The sequence below is a fragment of the Ruegeria sp. BJ6 genome, from assembly GCF_056537885.1.
This window is the reverse complement of record NZ_JBQFSG010000004.1, coordinates 167,942-181,374: the sequence shown is the minus strand read 5'-3', so window position 1 is coordinate 181,374 and position 13,433 is coordinate 167,942. Positions and strand designations below refer to the sequence as shown.

The window sequence follows — 13,433 nt, the reverse complement described above, 5'->3', positions numbered from 1 at the left end:
AGAACTACGACCTCAGTCTCGTCGCATCTTGCGAAGAATCCGCGCCCAACCGCCCGGAGCCAAAAGAAACGACAGTCCGAATCCTGTGGCAAATCCACCCAGATCGGCCACCCAGTCCGATGTTCCGCCAAAGAGCAGCCCGAACAACAGCTGAATACCCATCAGAACTGCAATCAGGTTGAAGGCGCGGGCCTGATTGGCCCCCACCAGGGACAAATTGTGCCACAGCAACCAGGTGAAGGCACCGATCAGCCCGTAGACGGACGGAAACCCTCCGATCAGAGGGTAGCTCGGATCAAGAACCAGCGCATAAACCAACGCGCCGCCGATGCCGGAAATCACAAAGATCAGCAACATTGCTAAGCCGCCGAAAACTTCACCCACCATCTTGCCCATCGCAAGAACGAACACGCTGACGAACAGCGCCTGCGTAAAATTGCCCGAGACAAAGGGATAGGTCACGAAACGGATGATGTGTTCAAACGGCCAGCGGCCGGTTTCAATCATCCAATCCAGAATATCGGCGGAAAATGCATAGTTCTGGATCGCCTCAACGCGCCAGCCCACTGCACCCGGCCCACCGATCAGCCCCCTGGCACCCAGCGAAAACGCCAGTTCGATCCCCATGATGAACAGCACCAGTGCCACCACGGCGGGCGGCAGCGGGTTAACCGGCGGTGTGTAATGATCACTGCTCATGGGCTTGGCCTTTCGCGGCTGTTGACGTCCCCTGACCTCATGGGTAAGCGACGGGGGCTGATTTTTCCAGACGGGAGTTCCCTTCCATGACCGAAACCATGTTCACGCCGCGCGTGTTTTCCGGCATCCAGCCCTCGGGCGGACTGACGCTGGGCAACTACCTTGGCGCGATGAAACGCTTCGTGGATATGCAGGGTCCGGAGTTCGAGACTGTTTATTGCATGGTCGACCTCCACGCGATCACCGTCTGGCAAGACCCCGCCGCACTAGCCCACAATACGCGCGAACTGTGCGCGGGCTTCATCGCTGCGGGCATCGATCCAGAACAGTCGATCCTGTTTAACCAAAGCCAGGTGCCCGAGCATGCGCAACTGGCGTGGATCTTCAACTGTGTCGCACGCATGGGCTGGATGCAGCGCATGACCCAGTGGAAGGACAAGGCGGGCAAGAACCAGCAGAACGCCTCGCTGGGATTGTTTGCCTATCCGTCGCTGATGGCCGCCGACATCCTGATCTATCATGCGACGCATGTGCCTGTGGGTGAGGACCAGAAACAGCATCTGGAACTGACACGCGACATTGCCATCAAGTTCAACAACGATTTCGGCGTCGATTTCTTTCCAGTGACCGAACCCGTGATCGAGGGCGCGGCAACCCGTGTCATGAGCCTGCGCGACGGGTCCAAGAAAATGTCCAAATCCGACCCGTCGGACATGAGCCGGATCAACATGACCGACGATGCCGACACCATTGCTAAAAAAATCCGCAAGGCCAAGACCGACCCCGACGCCCTGCCGTCCGAGGCCGAAGGTCTGGAAGAGCGCCCCGAGGCGCGCAATCTGGTCAACATCTATGCCGCGCTAAGCGATCAGCCGGTGGATCAGGTTCTGGCCGAGGTTGGCGGCAAACAATTCGGCGAGTTCAAGCCAATGCTGGCCGATCTGGCAGTTGAACGTCTTTCGCCGATTTCTTCGGAAATGGCGCGTCTGATGGACGATCAGGCCGAAATTGACCGGATTCTGGCGCGCGGTGCTGAACGGGCGCGCGAGATTACGGTTCCGATCCTGCGCCGGACCTACGAAATCGTCGGAATGGTTGGGGCAGGCAATTCCTGAACCCAATCTTTGAGCAATTCCGGGCCGCCTTTTTGCAAGGCGGCCCTTTATTTGTTCAGGCAGCCTGCGGCTGCAGGATTTCCCGGACTATGGATTCGGCCACGTCATGAGGGCTGACCGACTGGCTGATCGCACGGATCAGAATGCGATCCATGGTCCGATCCAATGCGTCCAACTTGGCCGCGACCCATTCCTGCCGGTTTGAAATCTGCAGAATCTCGGTGGCGACATTGATGATGCCTCCACCGTTTGCAACGTAATCGGGCGCGTAGAGAATCCCGCGTTCGTGCAGGCGCAGCGCATCTTCATCGGTAGCAAGCTGATTGTTTGCGCCACCGGCCACCGCTCCGACTTTGAGCAGCGGAATGGTGGTTTCGTTCAGGATCGCACCGATGGCGCAAGGGGCAAAAATCTCTGCCTCGACGCCATAAATCTCATCCGGTGAAACCGCCGTTGCGGAGAACTCCTTGGCCACCAGGGCAACCTGCTGCGGATCAATATCCGTGACGACAAGGTTTGCCCCTGCTCCGTCGAGCAATCGGCACAGGTGATGCCCGACATGGCCGAGACCCTGTACCGAAACCGTTTTCCCACTGAGATCCTCTGACCCGAACCGGTGCCGCGCGACGGTTCGAATTGCGTTGAAGATACCCTGCGCCGTAATCGGTGAAGGGTCTCCGCTCGCGAACTCACCGTCTGAAAGGCCCGCAACGAAAGACGTCTCTGCCCCGATATGCGCCATGTCGGCGGGTGTCATCCCCATATCCTCGGCAGTCCGGTAATGCCCCTCAAGGCTGTGGACGACACGGCCAAAGGCACGCAGCAATTTCGGGGTCTTGTCCGAAGTCGGATCGCCGATGATGACCGCCTTGCCGCCGCCCAATGGAAGGTCAGCGGCCGCATTCTTGAAGGTCATCCCCCGCGACAGGCGCAGGGCATCGTGCAACGCTTCGGTGCGGTGACCATATGTTTTCATCCTGACGCCACCCGCAGCGGGTCCAAGCCGCGTCGAATGAACGGCCGCGTAGCCGAACAAACCGCTGGCGGCATCCTCGAACTGCACCACACGCTCGTGGTCCGGCGCGTCAATTTCGGTAATCTTCATGTTGCCCCTCCGAAGTACTGCAGGAATCATGCCACACCGGGCTGAGCGGTTTTCACCAAGATGCGCTGACCAACTTTGCATCTTTGGTGAAATCCCCTAATTTAGCTGCAGGATTTAGAGATTTCACTATGGACAATATCGATCGTAAAATCGTTCGGGCCCTTCAGCAGGATGGTCGCATGACCGTTACCGAGCTGGCGGAAACCGTCGGCCTTTCTGCGACGCCCTGCGCACGTCGACTGGATCGTTTGCAAAAAGACCAGATCATCACGGGATACACGGCACAGGTAGATGCCGCGAAACTTGGCTACGGGGTGTCGATCTTTGTGTCAGTCGAGCTGGAAAAACAGGACCGTTCAGCCATTGATGCTTTTGAGCGCGCCATTCGCCGGTGCGACGAGGTGATGGAGTGCTATCTGATGACAGGGTCGCGCGATATTCTCTTGCGGGTTGTTGCGTCCGATCTTTCAGCATTCGACGCGTTTCTGGAAAACCAGTTGATGCAGATACCCGGTATCCGGAACCTGCGTTCGAATTTTGCCCTGCGCACCATGGTCAAACGTGAAACGCTGCCTGTTTCGGTCTGACTATTCTCTGGACCTCTGCCCGGTGCCCCCCTAGTTTCTGCTGGAATTGAGGGAGAGCATCATGGCGGTCGGCAGCAACATTCGCACCTATTTCGAAGGTAAATGGCATGACGGGGACGCGCCGATCATGCGGGCCGGAGATCACGGCGCATGGCTGGGGACATCCGTGTTTGACGGAGCGCGCTTTTTCAATGGAATGACGCCGGATCTTGAGGCGCATTGCGCAAGAACCAACCGGTCGGCCAAGGCGCTGATGCTGACGCCGACCGTGTCAGTCGATCAGATGGTTGAAATTGTGCGCGACGGCTTGCAGGCATACGGCCCCGACAAAGCCGTATACATCCGCCCGATGTACTGGGGCATCGACGGGGACGCATCGGCAATAGTACCGCAGGAAGACAGCACCGGCTTTGCTGTCTGTCTGGAAGAGATACCTCTGGCCCCGGCAGAGGCCTCGGTCACGCTGACTACAACGCGTTTTCGCCGCCCTGTACTGGAAACGGCAGTCGTGAACGCCAAGGCGGGGTGCCTTTATCCCAACAATGCAAGGATGTTACGCGAAGCTCGCTCCAAAGGGTTCAGCAATGCCCTTGTCGCTGATGCCATGGGCCATGTCGCCGAAACCGCCACCGCCAACATCTTTATGGTGAAGGACGGTGAGGTATTCACACCCGTGGCAAACGGCACATTTCTGGCGGGTATCACCCGCGCGCGGCATATGAAGAACCTGCGCGAGGATGGCGTTACGGTGCACGAATCCATCCTGAGCTTTGAGGATTTTCACGATGCGGACGAAGTCTTTATGTCCGGCAACATGAACAAGGTGACGCCAGTGACTGCGCTGGATGACACGCAGTACCAAATCGGGCCGATTGCCCGGCGCGCACGTGAGTTGTATTGGGACTGGGCTGCGTCAAACCGTTGAGCGGGCCAACTGCGTTGTTGAGTTGCCAGCCCTCGTTTGCTCAGGCATGATCCCTGAAACGGAAAGGACATATATGCGCAAGTTCCTTGTTATTCTTGACGATAGCCGCGAATGCCTGAATGCAATGCGGTTTGCAGCTATGCGCGCGTCAAACACTGGCGGCGGCGTTATCGTCCTGTCCGTGATACCGCCCGATGAATTCAATCACTGGATCGGCGTTGCAGCGGTGATGCGTGAGGAAGCGCGCGAGAGAATTCATGCCCATTTCGAGGTGTTTGCGAAATGGATGCGGGACAAGCAGGGAGTTGAGCCGGAACTGGCGATTCGCGAAGGTGAAGCGGTTCCCGAGATCATCGAGCATGTAAATTCCGACCCTGAAATCGGGGTGCTGGTGCTGGGCGCGGGCACCGACAAAAAAGGACCCGGCCCTCTGGTGACACAGTTGACGCGCAATTCCGGCGGCCTGCCCATTCCGATCACCATAGTTCCGGGTGATCTGAGTAAAGAAAAACTGGAAGAGATTACCTGACCGGAAATTGAACCGGTTGATACAGGATCCTGTGTCGATTCGGAAAAATTCAAAAACTCTGATAATATGCGCGAGTCGATTTATTAGCTTGTGCGTATTAGTTGTGAAAAGATTATTCCATACCGTTCTGGTCGCGGTTTTTGCTATACCGCTATGCCTTTCCGCCGCGCAGGCCGAAGGGTTCGATCCCTGCCCGCGACTGCACGGCGCGGAAGACAATGAACCGCGAATCAGGTGGAACTGGTTTCTGACCGGTAACGACGAAGCAGAACCAGTGCCATACAGCGAACATGAATACTATGTAACGGTCACCCCGGGCCGTTTCGTGAACGTGCGCTGCGATGACGCTCAATTCGAAGAACAGGAAATGTACCCGATCGGTGTAGTCGTGAAGCCGATCGCCTATGTCTCGCTTCCGGATTTCGAAGCCGGTCGCGGCGACCGCGCAATCCTTGTCATAACCGAGTACGGACATCGCAAGCTTATTCGCGAACAGGACATTCAGCCGCTTTTACAAGAACAGACTTATTTCTTTAGCGACAGCCCCGCAAATTCGCTGATTTGCAGAAGCGCCGATAACTGCCCGGGAAGTGGGATGGACATCTGCGACAGACCTTCCCAGTGCCGGTACGTTGTTTCGGCGCGTTATGGGTTTGCCGTGGCTGAAGCGGATGACCCACAGGCGATGAGTACAATACAGGCCTTTCAGGCGGCCCTGAGCCAATCCTCTCGCGACGCAGATTTCTGGAGCGAAAGCGGAGACGAAATCAGTCTGGAAGACCTTGAAGAAGCGGCGTGCCAGCCGTTTCCGGTTCTGGCCTACAAGGCTGGGGGTGAGCCACATCAGAGTGGCGCAAGTTATTTGTCGTTCTGCGCCAGCCGAAAGGCCGCCGGTGCAGAATACAACGCGCTGTTTCCGCTTAAGATCGTAACGAAGTCCTATGCGGATCAGGCGTTTGCCTGGCAACTGGATGGCTCGTTCCATCGCCGGTTTGGCGTCGGGCAGGCCGGACAGGACACCAATCTGCTGGATGCAATGACAAACTACCGCATCACCTCGGTCAAGGAATGCGGAACGGAAGTCAGCGATACCTCGGGATTTGATGCATCTGTAGGCCTCAAGGCCAAGGTTTCAGCCGGGATTTTCGAAGCATCTGCGGGGGCGGAAACCGCTTTGACCGCTGAAATCACCAACACTCTGAGCGAGGACGACTATTTGCTGATGTCGACCTATTTCATCGAACCGATCAAAAACGCCCCGGCGGTCAGCGAGGAAGATGATAGTGAGCTGTGGCTGTTCCGCGTTATTTTCCGATCACGGTGCGTGGACGGAACCCCCAAATCCGCCACATCTGTCATCATCCATTATCACCGACTTTCCAGCAAGGTACTCGAGGTACGAGCTGCGGACGATCTGAAGCAAAGCTATCTCCAGAAATGGAAAGACTATGCCTATGCGGCAAATACCAGCGCGTCCGCCCTACGCGAGGGGCAGTTCTGGACTGTTCCCGATCTGGCCGGATACTTCATCTGGCGCGACACGTTGCGCAAGTTCATCGAAGTAGAAAACAACGTCACAAGCCGGTTGCTGGCACGTCATCCGCAGGAACAACGGCCCTATGTGCGCGACTTTTTCGTTTTTCTGATGTTGGCGGCCGCGTTCGATCATCGTGATCCATCTTTGAATTGAGGACAAAATGCTGCGCCTGACCTTTCTTCTCGTTCTGACTCTGTCCGTCGGCAGCCAATCGTCTGGTGGCTCGGCATGTGAAATTGCGCAAGGCACACGCTGCTGCACGCTCAGCACCGGTGTCCAATGCTGCGGCTTTTCCTCTTCGCCAACAGGTTCGATCAGCGGCTGCGACTGCCCGGATCTGAACCAGAGTTGAATGCTGATCCAGATTTGCACATTTTAGAATCGTTCCAATTCTTGACTTCTGCGGTCCGCACCCGCATATCAGGGTCAACAGAAGCGGAGCGTGACATGTTCATCCAGACCGAATCCACCCCAAACCCGGCCACGTTGAAATTCCTGCCCGGTCAAACCGTTCTGGAAATGGGCACGGCGGACTTCCCGTCGCCAGAGGCGGCTCAGAAATCGCCATTGGCGCAGCGTATCTTTGCCGTGAATGGCGTGACAGGCGTATTCTTTGGCAACGACTTCGTAACCGTGACCAAAGAAGACGGCGTCGAGTGGGATCACATCAAGCCCGCCATTCTTGGCGCGGTGATGGAACACTACCAGTCCGGCCAACCGGTGATGGGCGCGGATGCGCAAACAGCCTCGGGCCATGCCGAGCACACCGGCGAGGACGCCGAAGTTGTAGACCAGATCAAAGAGTTGCTGGACAGCCGCGTGCGCCCGGCGGTGGCGCAGGACGGTGGCGACATCACCTTCCACGGTTTCGACCGCGGCGTCGTCTATCTGCATATGCAGGGCGCCTGCGCGGGTTGCCCCTCGTCCACTTTGACCCTGAAGATGGGCATTGAAAACCTGCTGCGTCACTACATCCCCGAAGTGACCGAGGTGCGCCCGGTTGCCGTCTGAACCAACGATACTGGCATTTGATACATCGGCCGCGCATTGCGCGGCCGCTTTGTTGCGCGACGGCGAAATCCTGTTGTCGCGGGCCGAAGCCATGTCGAGGGGGCAAGCCGAACGGCTGATGCCACTACTTCAGGAACTGCTGACCGAGGCCGGATGTGACTGGAGCGATCTGGATGCAATCGGCGTCGGAATCGGTCCGGGCAACTTCACCGGCATCCGAATTTCGGTATCCGCCGCTCGCGGGCTTGCACTGGGTCTTGAGGTTCCCGCCGTTGGCGTCTCAGGGTTTGAGGCGTTGAGTTTGATCGCCCCGGCAGGCCACATCCCTGCAATCGCGGCCCCGCGGGATCAGGTTTATTTTCAGATCGGAGAGGACGCTCCGGTATTGTCAGGCCGAGAACAGGTGGAAGCCCATGCCCCCCTGTTTTTTTGCGATGAGCCCCAAAAACATGCCGAGGCGATTGCCCGGTCTGCAGCCCAGCGTTGGAACACAACCAGTGAGGCACCGGCCCCTCTTTATGTTCGACCGGCTGACGCGGCGCCTTCCAGAGACGTGCCGCCGGTACTTCTGGACGAATGAGACCGGCGGAAATGGCGGCCCTGCACGCCGCAGCTTTCAGACAGTCGCGCCCCTGGACGGAAGAAGAGTTCGCTGATCTTCTGGCCAACCAGTTCACCTATGCCATTGGCGGTACTGATTGTTTTGCGGTAATTCGCGTCATAGCGGACGAGGCGGAACTGCTGACCATCGCGACCCACCCCTCGCGCCAGCGAGCAGGATTGGCACGTAATCTGATGAACGACTGGCAGCACACGGCCATCAAGGCGGGCGCGTCCCGCGCGTTTCTGGATGTCGCTGCTGATAATCACGCGGCCATTGCACTCTATAAAAGTTGCGGTTATGCGCCCTGCGGTCTGCGCCGGGGCTACTATCGGCGCGAAAACGAGGAGAACGTGGACGCAATTGTAATGGAACGCAGCTTGCCCTGACGGCAGCCGGGCGTTTCTCAGACCATCTGGTCAAAAAGCGGTTGACCACCGCCGCCGCAAACGGCCTTAATTGCCAGCATCACAGCAGTTCTGCTCGCTTTGAGCGGAGCAACGGATTATTCGTTCGCTCCGGATCGATAAAAACCAACGGGAGTACAAAATGACCCTGATGAAATCCTTGATGGGCGCCGCTGCCGCCGTCGCATTGACGGCAGGCGCAGCCCTTGCCGAACCGGCCCTGATCTTTGATCTGGGTGGCAAGTTCGACAAGTCGTTCAACGAAGCCGCACATAACGGCGCCTCGCGCTGGGCCGAGGAAACCGGCGGAAGCTATCGCGAGATCGAGCTGCAGTCTGAAGCGCAGCGTGAGCAGGCTCTGCGCCGCTTTGCCGAAGCGGGTGCAAACCCGATCATCACCATGGGTTTCGCGATGGCCGATCCGCTGAGCACCGTTGCACCCGACTATCCCGACACCAAGTTCGTCGTGGTTGACGTGACATGGCTGGACGCGCCGAACCTGCGTCAGGTCGGCTTTGCCGAGCACGAAGGGTCGTACCTTGTGGGCATGATGGCGGCGATGGCGTCTAAATCGGGCACCGTTGGCTTTATCGGCGGCATGGACGTTCCGCTGATCCGTCACTTTGGCTGTGGCTATGCACAAGGTGCCAAGGCCGTTAACCCGGACATCAATGTCGTCGCCAACATGACCGGCACAACCCCGGCCGCTTGGAATGACCCGGTGAAGGGTTCGGAACTGACCAAAGCTCAGATCAGCCAGGGTGCTGACGTTGTTTATGCCGCCGCGGGCGGTACCGGTGTTGGCGTTCTGCAGACCGCTGCAGACGAAGGCATCCTGTCCATCGGCGTCGACAGCAACCAAAACCACCTGCATCCGGGCAAGGTTCTGACCTCGATGCTGAAACGCGTGGACGTGGCTGTTTATGAGGCCATGAAAGCGGGCGACGGGGTCGAGCCCGGTGTCTTTACCATGGGTCTGGCCGAAGAGGGCGTTGGCTATGCTCTGGATGACAACAACGCGCCTTTGGTTTCGGATGAAATGAAAGCCGCAGTCGACAAGGCACGCCAGGACATCATCGATGGCAACGTCACGGTCGTCAGCTATTACGAGAACGACAGCTGCCCGGCACTGCAGTTCTGATATCGCGCGGGACGGGGAGTGCGCTTTCCGTCCCGCATCCACTCTGCCGCCAATCGCAAGCGCGGCCCTTCGGCAATTGAGGACAAGACATGACCGTCCCCGCCATTGAGCTCAAAGGGATATCCAAAGCCTTTGGGCCGGTTCAGGCCAACAAGGACATCTCCATCAGCGTCGCCCCCGGCACGATCCATGGGATCATCGGTGAAAACGGTGCGGGCAAATCCACGCTGATGAGCATTCTCTACGGCTTTTACAAAGCCGACAAAGGCGAAATCTGGATCAACGGTACAAAGACCGACATCCCCGATAGTCAGGCGGCGATCGCTGCAGGCATCGGTATGGTTTTCCAGCATTTCAAGCTGGTCGAGAATTTCACAGTTCTGGAAAACATCGTTCTGGGCGCCGAAGAGGGTGGCCTGCTTGCGCCATCTCTGGCCAAGGCGCGCAAGGAACTGAAAGAGCTGGAAGAAGAATACGAACTGTTTGTCGATCCGGACAAACGCATCGACGAGATCGGTGTCGGGATGCAACAACGGGTCGAAATCCTCAAGGCGCTGTACCGGCGCGCGGAAATTTTGATTCTGGACGAACCCACGGGCGTGTTGACACCGGCCGAGGCGGACCAGTTGTTCCGCATTCTGCACCGCCTGCGGGAAGAGGGTAAGACGATCATCCTGATCACCCACAAGCTGCGCGAGATCATGGAAGCCACCGATACGGTTTCGGTGATGCGCCGCGGCCAGATGACGGCTACGGTCAAGACAGCGGAAACCAACCCCGAAGAACTGGCCGAACTGATGGTGGGCCGCAAGGTTCTGTTGCAAGTCGACAAGGTCCCGGCTCAACCGGGCAAGCCCATTCTGGAAATCGAGAATCTGCACGTCAGCGACGAGGCAGGTGTCGAGCGGGTCAAGGGCATCAACCTGACTGTTCGCGCGGGCGAGATCGTCGGCATCGCCGGTGTCGCCGGAAACGGCCAGTCGGAGCTACTGGAAGTTCTGGGCGGTATGCGTGCCGGAAGTGGTACGATCAAACTGAACGGCTCCCCTCTGGCGCTGAGCGGTCCGGGTTCGGATGGGCAGGCGCGCCGCGCCCAGCATATCGCACACGTGCCCGAAGACCGGCAGCGCGAGGGTCTGATCATGGACTTTCACGCCTGGGAAAACGTGGCCTTCGGGTACCATCGCGATCCGGCTTATCAGCGTGGCATCTTCATGGACAACGCCGCCCTGCGGGCCGACACCGAACGCAAGATCGAGAAGTTCGACGTGCGCCCACCCGATGGCTGGTTGGCAGCCAAGAATTTCTCGGGCGGGAACCAGCAGAAAATCGTCGTCGCACGCGAGATCGAGCGTAATCCGGACCTGCTGCTGGTCGGCCAACCCACGCGTGGCGTTGATATCGGCGCGATCGAATTCATCCACAAACAGATTGTCGCACTGCGTGACCAGGGCAAGGCCATCCTTCTGGTCTCGGTCGAACTGGAGGAAATTTTCTCGCTCTCGGACCGGATCGCGGTGATGTTTGACGGACATATCATGGGCGAACGTCTGCCAAATGAAACAGATGAAAAAGAACTGGGCCTGTTGATGGCCGGTGTTGCGGGGGAGGCCGCGTAACATGGACAAAATGCCTAAATGGGCCGACGTGGTTCTGATCCCGGTGATCAGTCTGATACTGGCAGCGATCCTATCCGCCCTTGTCATCCTTGCCATCGGTGAAAACCCGGTCGAGGCTGTGAACCTAATGGTTACCGGTGCGCTGGGGTCTACCTATGGCTGGGGCTATACGCTGTATTATGCCACCAATTTCATTTTCACCGGTCTGGCCGTAGCCGTCGCATTCCATGCGCGCCTGTTCAATATCGGTGGCGAAGGTCAGGCGATGCTTGGCGGGCTGGGCGTGGCGCTTGTTTGCTTGCACGTGCCATGGCCACACTGGTCCATCGCTTTGCTCGGGGCCTGTGCGGCATCGATGATCTTTGGAGCGGCGTGGGCGGCAATTCCGGCCTATCTGCAGGCCAAGCGCGGCAGCCATATCGTGATCACCACGATCATGTTCAATTTCATCGCTGCGGCATTCCTCAACTATATGCTGGTCAACGTCATGCGCCCGCAAGGGTCGATGGACCCGGCGACCGCCCGTTTCCCTGAGGCAACGCATCTGCCAACCTTCCAGTCGATGTTCTCGACCGCCGAAAACGTGGTGTTCCGCGGCGCGCCTGCCAACATCTCGTTCTTTGTGGCGATCCTTGCCTGCGTTGTGGTCTGGGCCCTGATCTGGCGCACCCGCCTGGGTTACGAGATCCGCGCATATGGCCATTCGGAAACCGGGGCCATCTACGCCGGTATATCGCCTGTCCGCATCACTATTGTCGCCATGCTGATTTCAGGTGCTTTGGCTGGTCTGATGGCAACCAACAACGTGATGGGCGAGGCAGAGCGGCTGGTTCTGAATTCAACCGAAGGAGCGGGCTTTATTGGTATCGCAGTTGCGCTGATGGGCCGGTCGCATCCCTTTGGCGTATTCCTCGCCGCGATCCTGTTCGGATTTCTCTATCAGGGTGGGGCAGAGCTGGCGCTGTGGACTTCAATCCCTCGCGAACTGATCGTGGTGATTCAGGCACTGGTGATCCTGTTCACCGGGGCATTGGACAATATGGTGCGGATGCCGCTTGAAAAGCTGTTCCTTGGACTGCGGAAAGGATCGGCCTGATGGATTTTCTGACACTCATACAGGTCCTCGATTCGACCGTTCGCTTGGCGACACCTTTGCTGCTGGCCTGTCTTGCGGGGCTTTACTCCGAGCGGGCGGGCATCTTTGACATCGGCCTGGAAGGCAAGATGCTGATGGCCGCGTTCTTTTCCGCCGCTGTCGCAGCTGTAACCGGTTCGGTCTGGCTGGGGCTACTGGCGGGTATCGCGTCTTCGCTGGTTCTTGCCGGGCTGCACGGTCTGGCTTCGATCACTTTCCGGGGTAATCAGCTTATCTCGGGCGTGGCGATCAATTTCCTTGCCGCCGGTATGACCGTGCTTGTCGCACAGGACTGGTTTCAACAGGGAGGACGTACTCCTTCGCTGATCGGCGAAGGGCGCTTTGAGAGCGCTGAATTCCCGTTGGCAATCGGCCCGGAAGACGCAGAGCTTGCAGGACGCCCAGTTTCGGCGCTGATGTCCGAAACGAACATTTTACACCAGATTTACTCTGAGTTGCTCTCTGGCCATTCCATTCTGGTCTATTTTGCCTTTCTGGCAGTGCCCGCAACCTGGTGGATTCTGTACCGTACCCGTTTCGGACTTCGTCTGCGTGCGGTGGGTGAAAACCCTGCGGCGGTTGACACGGCCGGGGTGTCAGTGGTGGGCCTGCGTTATGCGGCTGTGGCGATCTGTGGTGTTCTTTGCGGCATTGCGGGGGCCTATCTGGCGACAGCCCTGCAGGCTGGCTTTGTAAAGGACATGACGGCGGGGCGCGGGTTCATTGCGCTGGCGGCGCTGATTTTTGCCAAGTGGCGGCCCTGGCACGCCATGGGGGCCTGCCTTCTGTTTGGCTTGTTGCAGGCCATTGCCCTGCGGTTTCAGAACATCGATCTGGGTGGTGTCGTCATCCCGGTTCAGCTTATGGACGCCCTGCCCTATATCCTGACGGTCGTGATTCTTGCCGGGTTTGTCGGCAAGGCCATCCCGCCGCGCGCAGGCGGCGAACCCTACGTAAAAGAACGCTGATAGGGCCAGTTCAGGACCGTTCTTCGGTCCTGTTCGCTGCATAGCGGCATGCAG

Annotated in this window: 14 protein-coding genes; 12 read left to right on the top strand and 2 right to left on the bottom strand. The window is 58.2% G+C overall.

What is annotated here, in order from left to right:
* Nucleotides 1–12: 12 nt before the first annotated feature.
* Nucleotides 13–699, bottom strand: coding sequence for a rhomboid family intramembrane serine protease (locus ACR0D6_RS11600; RefSeq protein WP_480765607.1), 687 nt, complete (start codon nucleotides 697–699; stop codon nucleotides 13–15).
* An 86-nt stretch (nucleotides 700–785) separates the two neighbouring features.
* Between ACR0D6_RS11600 and trpS the strand changes: the two genes are divergently transcribed.
* Nucleotides 786–1,814: a tryptophan--tRNA ligase gene (gene trpS / locus ACR0D6_RS11595; protein WP_480765606.1), complete on the top strand. Its 1,029-nt coding sequence runs from the start codon at nucleotides 786–788 to the stop codon at nucleotides 1,812–1,814.
* A 55-nt stretch (nucleotides 1,815–1,869) separates the two neighbouring features.
* Here trpS and ACR0D6_RS11590 read toward each other — a convergent pair whose 3' ends face one another.
* Nucleotides 1,870–2,919: a Glu/Leu/Phe/Val family dehydrogenase gene (locus ACR0D6_RS11590; protein WP_480765605.1), complete on the bottom strand. Its 1,050-nt coding sequence runs from the start codon at nucleotides 2,917–2,919 to the stop codon at nucleotides 1,870–1,872.
* A gap of 128 nt (nucleotides 2,920–3,047) precedes the next feature.
* Between ACR0D6_RS11590 and ACR0D6_RS11585 the strand changes: the two genes are divergently transcribed.
* The 11 genes from ACR0D6_RS11585 to ACR0D6_RS11535 all read left to right on the top strand — a co-directional run bounded on the left by ACR0D6_RS11585 (nucleotide 3,048) and on the right by ACR0D6_RS11535 (nucleotide 13,379).
* Nucleotides 3,048–3,506, top strand: a complete 459-nt coding sequence (locus tag ACR0D6_RS11585; RefSeq protein WP_480765604.1) for an Lrp/AsnC family transcriptional regulator — start codon at nucleotides 3,048–3,050, stop codon at nucleotides 3,504–3,506.
* A 61-nt stretch (nucleotides 3,507–3,567) separates the two neighbouring features.
* The gene (locus ACR0D6_RS11580) at nucleotides 3,568–4,431 is read left to right on the top strand and encodes a branched-chain amino acid aminotransferase (protein ID WP_480451453.1); all 864 of its coding nucleotides are present in this window, start codon (nucleotides 3,568–3,570) and stop codon (nucleotides 4,429–4,431) included.
* A 73-nt stretch (nucleotides 4,432–4,504) separates the two neighbouring features.
* Nucleotides 4,505–4,960, top strand: a complete 456-nt coding sequence (locus ACR0D6_RS11575; protein WP_170654907.1) for a universal stress protein — start codon at nucleotides 4,505–4,507, stop codon at nucleotides 4,958–4,960.
* Between the two features lie 103 nt (nucleotides 4,961–5,063).
* Nucleotides 5,064–6,650, top strand: coding sequence for a hypothetical protein (locus ACR0D6_RS11570; RefSeq protein ID WP_480765603.1), 1,587 nt, complete (start codon nucleotides 5,064–5,066; stop codon nucleotides 6,648–6,650).
* 294 nt (nucleotides 6,651–6,944) lie between these two features.
* The gene (locus ACR0D6_RS11565; protein WP_480451459.1) at nucleotides 6,945–7,508 is read left to right on the top strand and encodes a NifU family protein; all 564 of its coding nucleotides are present in this window, start codon (nucleotides 6,945–6,947) and stop codon (nucleotides 7,506–7,508) included.
* A complete protein-coding gene (tsaB, locus tag ACR0D6_RS11560; protein WP_480765602.1) occupies nucleotides 7,498–8,088 on the top strand; it encodes a tRNA (adenosine(37)-N6)-threonylcarbamoyltransferase complex dimerization subunit type 1 TsaB in 591 nt (196 codons plus the stop codon). Before ACR0D6_RS11565 ends, tsaB begins: the two co-directional genes overlap by 11 nt.
* Nucleotides 8,085–8,498, top strand: a complete 414-nt coding sequence (locus tag ACR0D6_RS11555; RefSeq protein WP_480765601.1) for a GNAT family N-acetyltransferase — start codon at nucleotides 8,085–8,087, stop codon at nucleotides 8,496–8,498. Before tsaB ends, ACR0D6_RS11555 begins: the two co-directional genes overlap by 4 nt.
* 160 nt (nucleotides 8,499–8,658) lie before the next feature.
* Entirely contained in the window at nucleotides 8,659–9,657 is a 999-nt protein-coding gene (locus tag ACR0D6_RS11550; protein WP_170654737.1) for a BMP family ABC transporter substrate-binding protein, read from the top strand.
* Between the two features lie 89 nt (nucleotides 9,658–9,746).
* Nucleotides 9,747–11,276, top strand: a complete 1,530-nt coding sequence (locus ACR0D6_RS11545) for an ABC transporter ATP-binding protein (protein ID WP_480765600.1) — start codon at nucleotides 9,747–9,749, stop codon at nucleotides 11,274–11,276.
* Between the two features lies 1 nt (nucleotide 11,277).
* A complete protein-coding gene (locus tag ACR0D6_RS11540; RefSeq protein WP_170654733.1) occupies nucleotides 11,278–12,372 on the top strand; it encodes an ABC transporter permease in 1,095 nt (364 codons plus the stop codon).
* A complete protein-coding gene (locus ACR0D6_RS11535) occupies nucleotides 12,372–13,379 on the top strand; it encodes an ABC transporter permease (RefSeq protein WP_480765599.1) in 1,008 nt (335 codons plus the stop codon). Before ACR0D6_RS11540 ends, ACR0D6_RS11535 begins: the two co-directional genes overlap by 1 nt.
* Nucleotides 13,380–13,433 lie beyond the last annotated feature (54 nt).

Bases quoted from the DNA above. Each gene is read 5' to 3' on its own strand.
- ACR0D6_RS11600 (WP_480765607.1), bottom strand. From the start codon at position 699: ATGAGCAGTGATCATTACACACCGCCGGTTAACCCGCTGCCGCCCGCC.
- trpS (WP_480765606.1), top strand. From the start codon at position 786: ATGACCGAAACCATGTTCACGCCGCGCGTGTTTTCCGGCATCCAGCCC.
- ACR0D6_RS11590 (WP_480765605.1), bottom strand. From the start codon at position 2,919: ATGAAGATTACCGAAATTGACGCGCCGGACCACGAGCGTGTGGTGCAG.
- ACR0D6_RS11585 (WP_480765604.1), top strand. From the start codon at position 3,048: ATGGACAATATCGATCGTAAAATCGTTCGGGCCCTTCAGCAGGATGGT.
- ACR0D6_RS11580 (WP_480451453.1), top strand. From the start codon at position 3,568: ATGGCGGTCGGCAGCAACATTCGCACCTATTTCGAAGGTAAATGGCAT.
- ACR0D6_RS11575 (WP_170654907.1), top strand. From the start codon at position 4,505: ATGCGCAAGTTCCTTGTTATTCTTGACGATAGCCGCGAATGCCTGAAT.
- ACR0D6_RS11565 (WP_480451459.1), top strand. From the start codon at position 6,945: ATGTTCATCCAGACCGAATCCACCCCAAACCCGGCCACGTTGAAATTC.
- ACR0D6_RS11555 (WP_480765601.1), top strand. From the start codon at position 8,085: ATGAGACCGGCGGAAATGGCGGCCCTGCACGCCGCAGCTTTCAGACAG.
- ACR0D6_RS11550 (WP_170654737.1), top strand. From the start codon at position 8,659: ATGACCCTGATGAAATCCTTGATGGGCGCCGCTGCCGCCGTCGCATTG.
- ACR0D6_RS11545 (WP_480765600.1), top strand. From the start codon at position 9,747: ATGACCGTCCCCGCCATTGAGCTCAAAGGGATATCCAAAGCCTTTGGG.
- ACR0D6_RS11540 (WP_170654733.1), top strand. From the start codon at position 11,278: ATGGACAAAATGCCTAAATGGGCCGACGTGGTTCTGATCCCGGTGATC.
- ACR0D6_RS11535 (WP_480765599.1), top strand. From the start codon at position 12,372: ATGGATTTTCTGACACTCATACAGGTCCTCGATTCGACCGTTCGCTTG.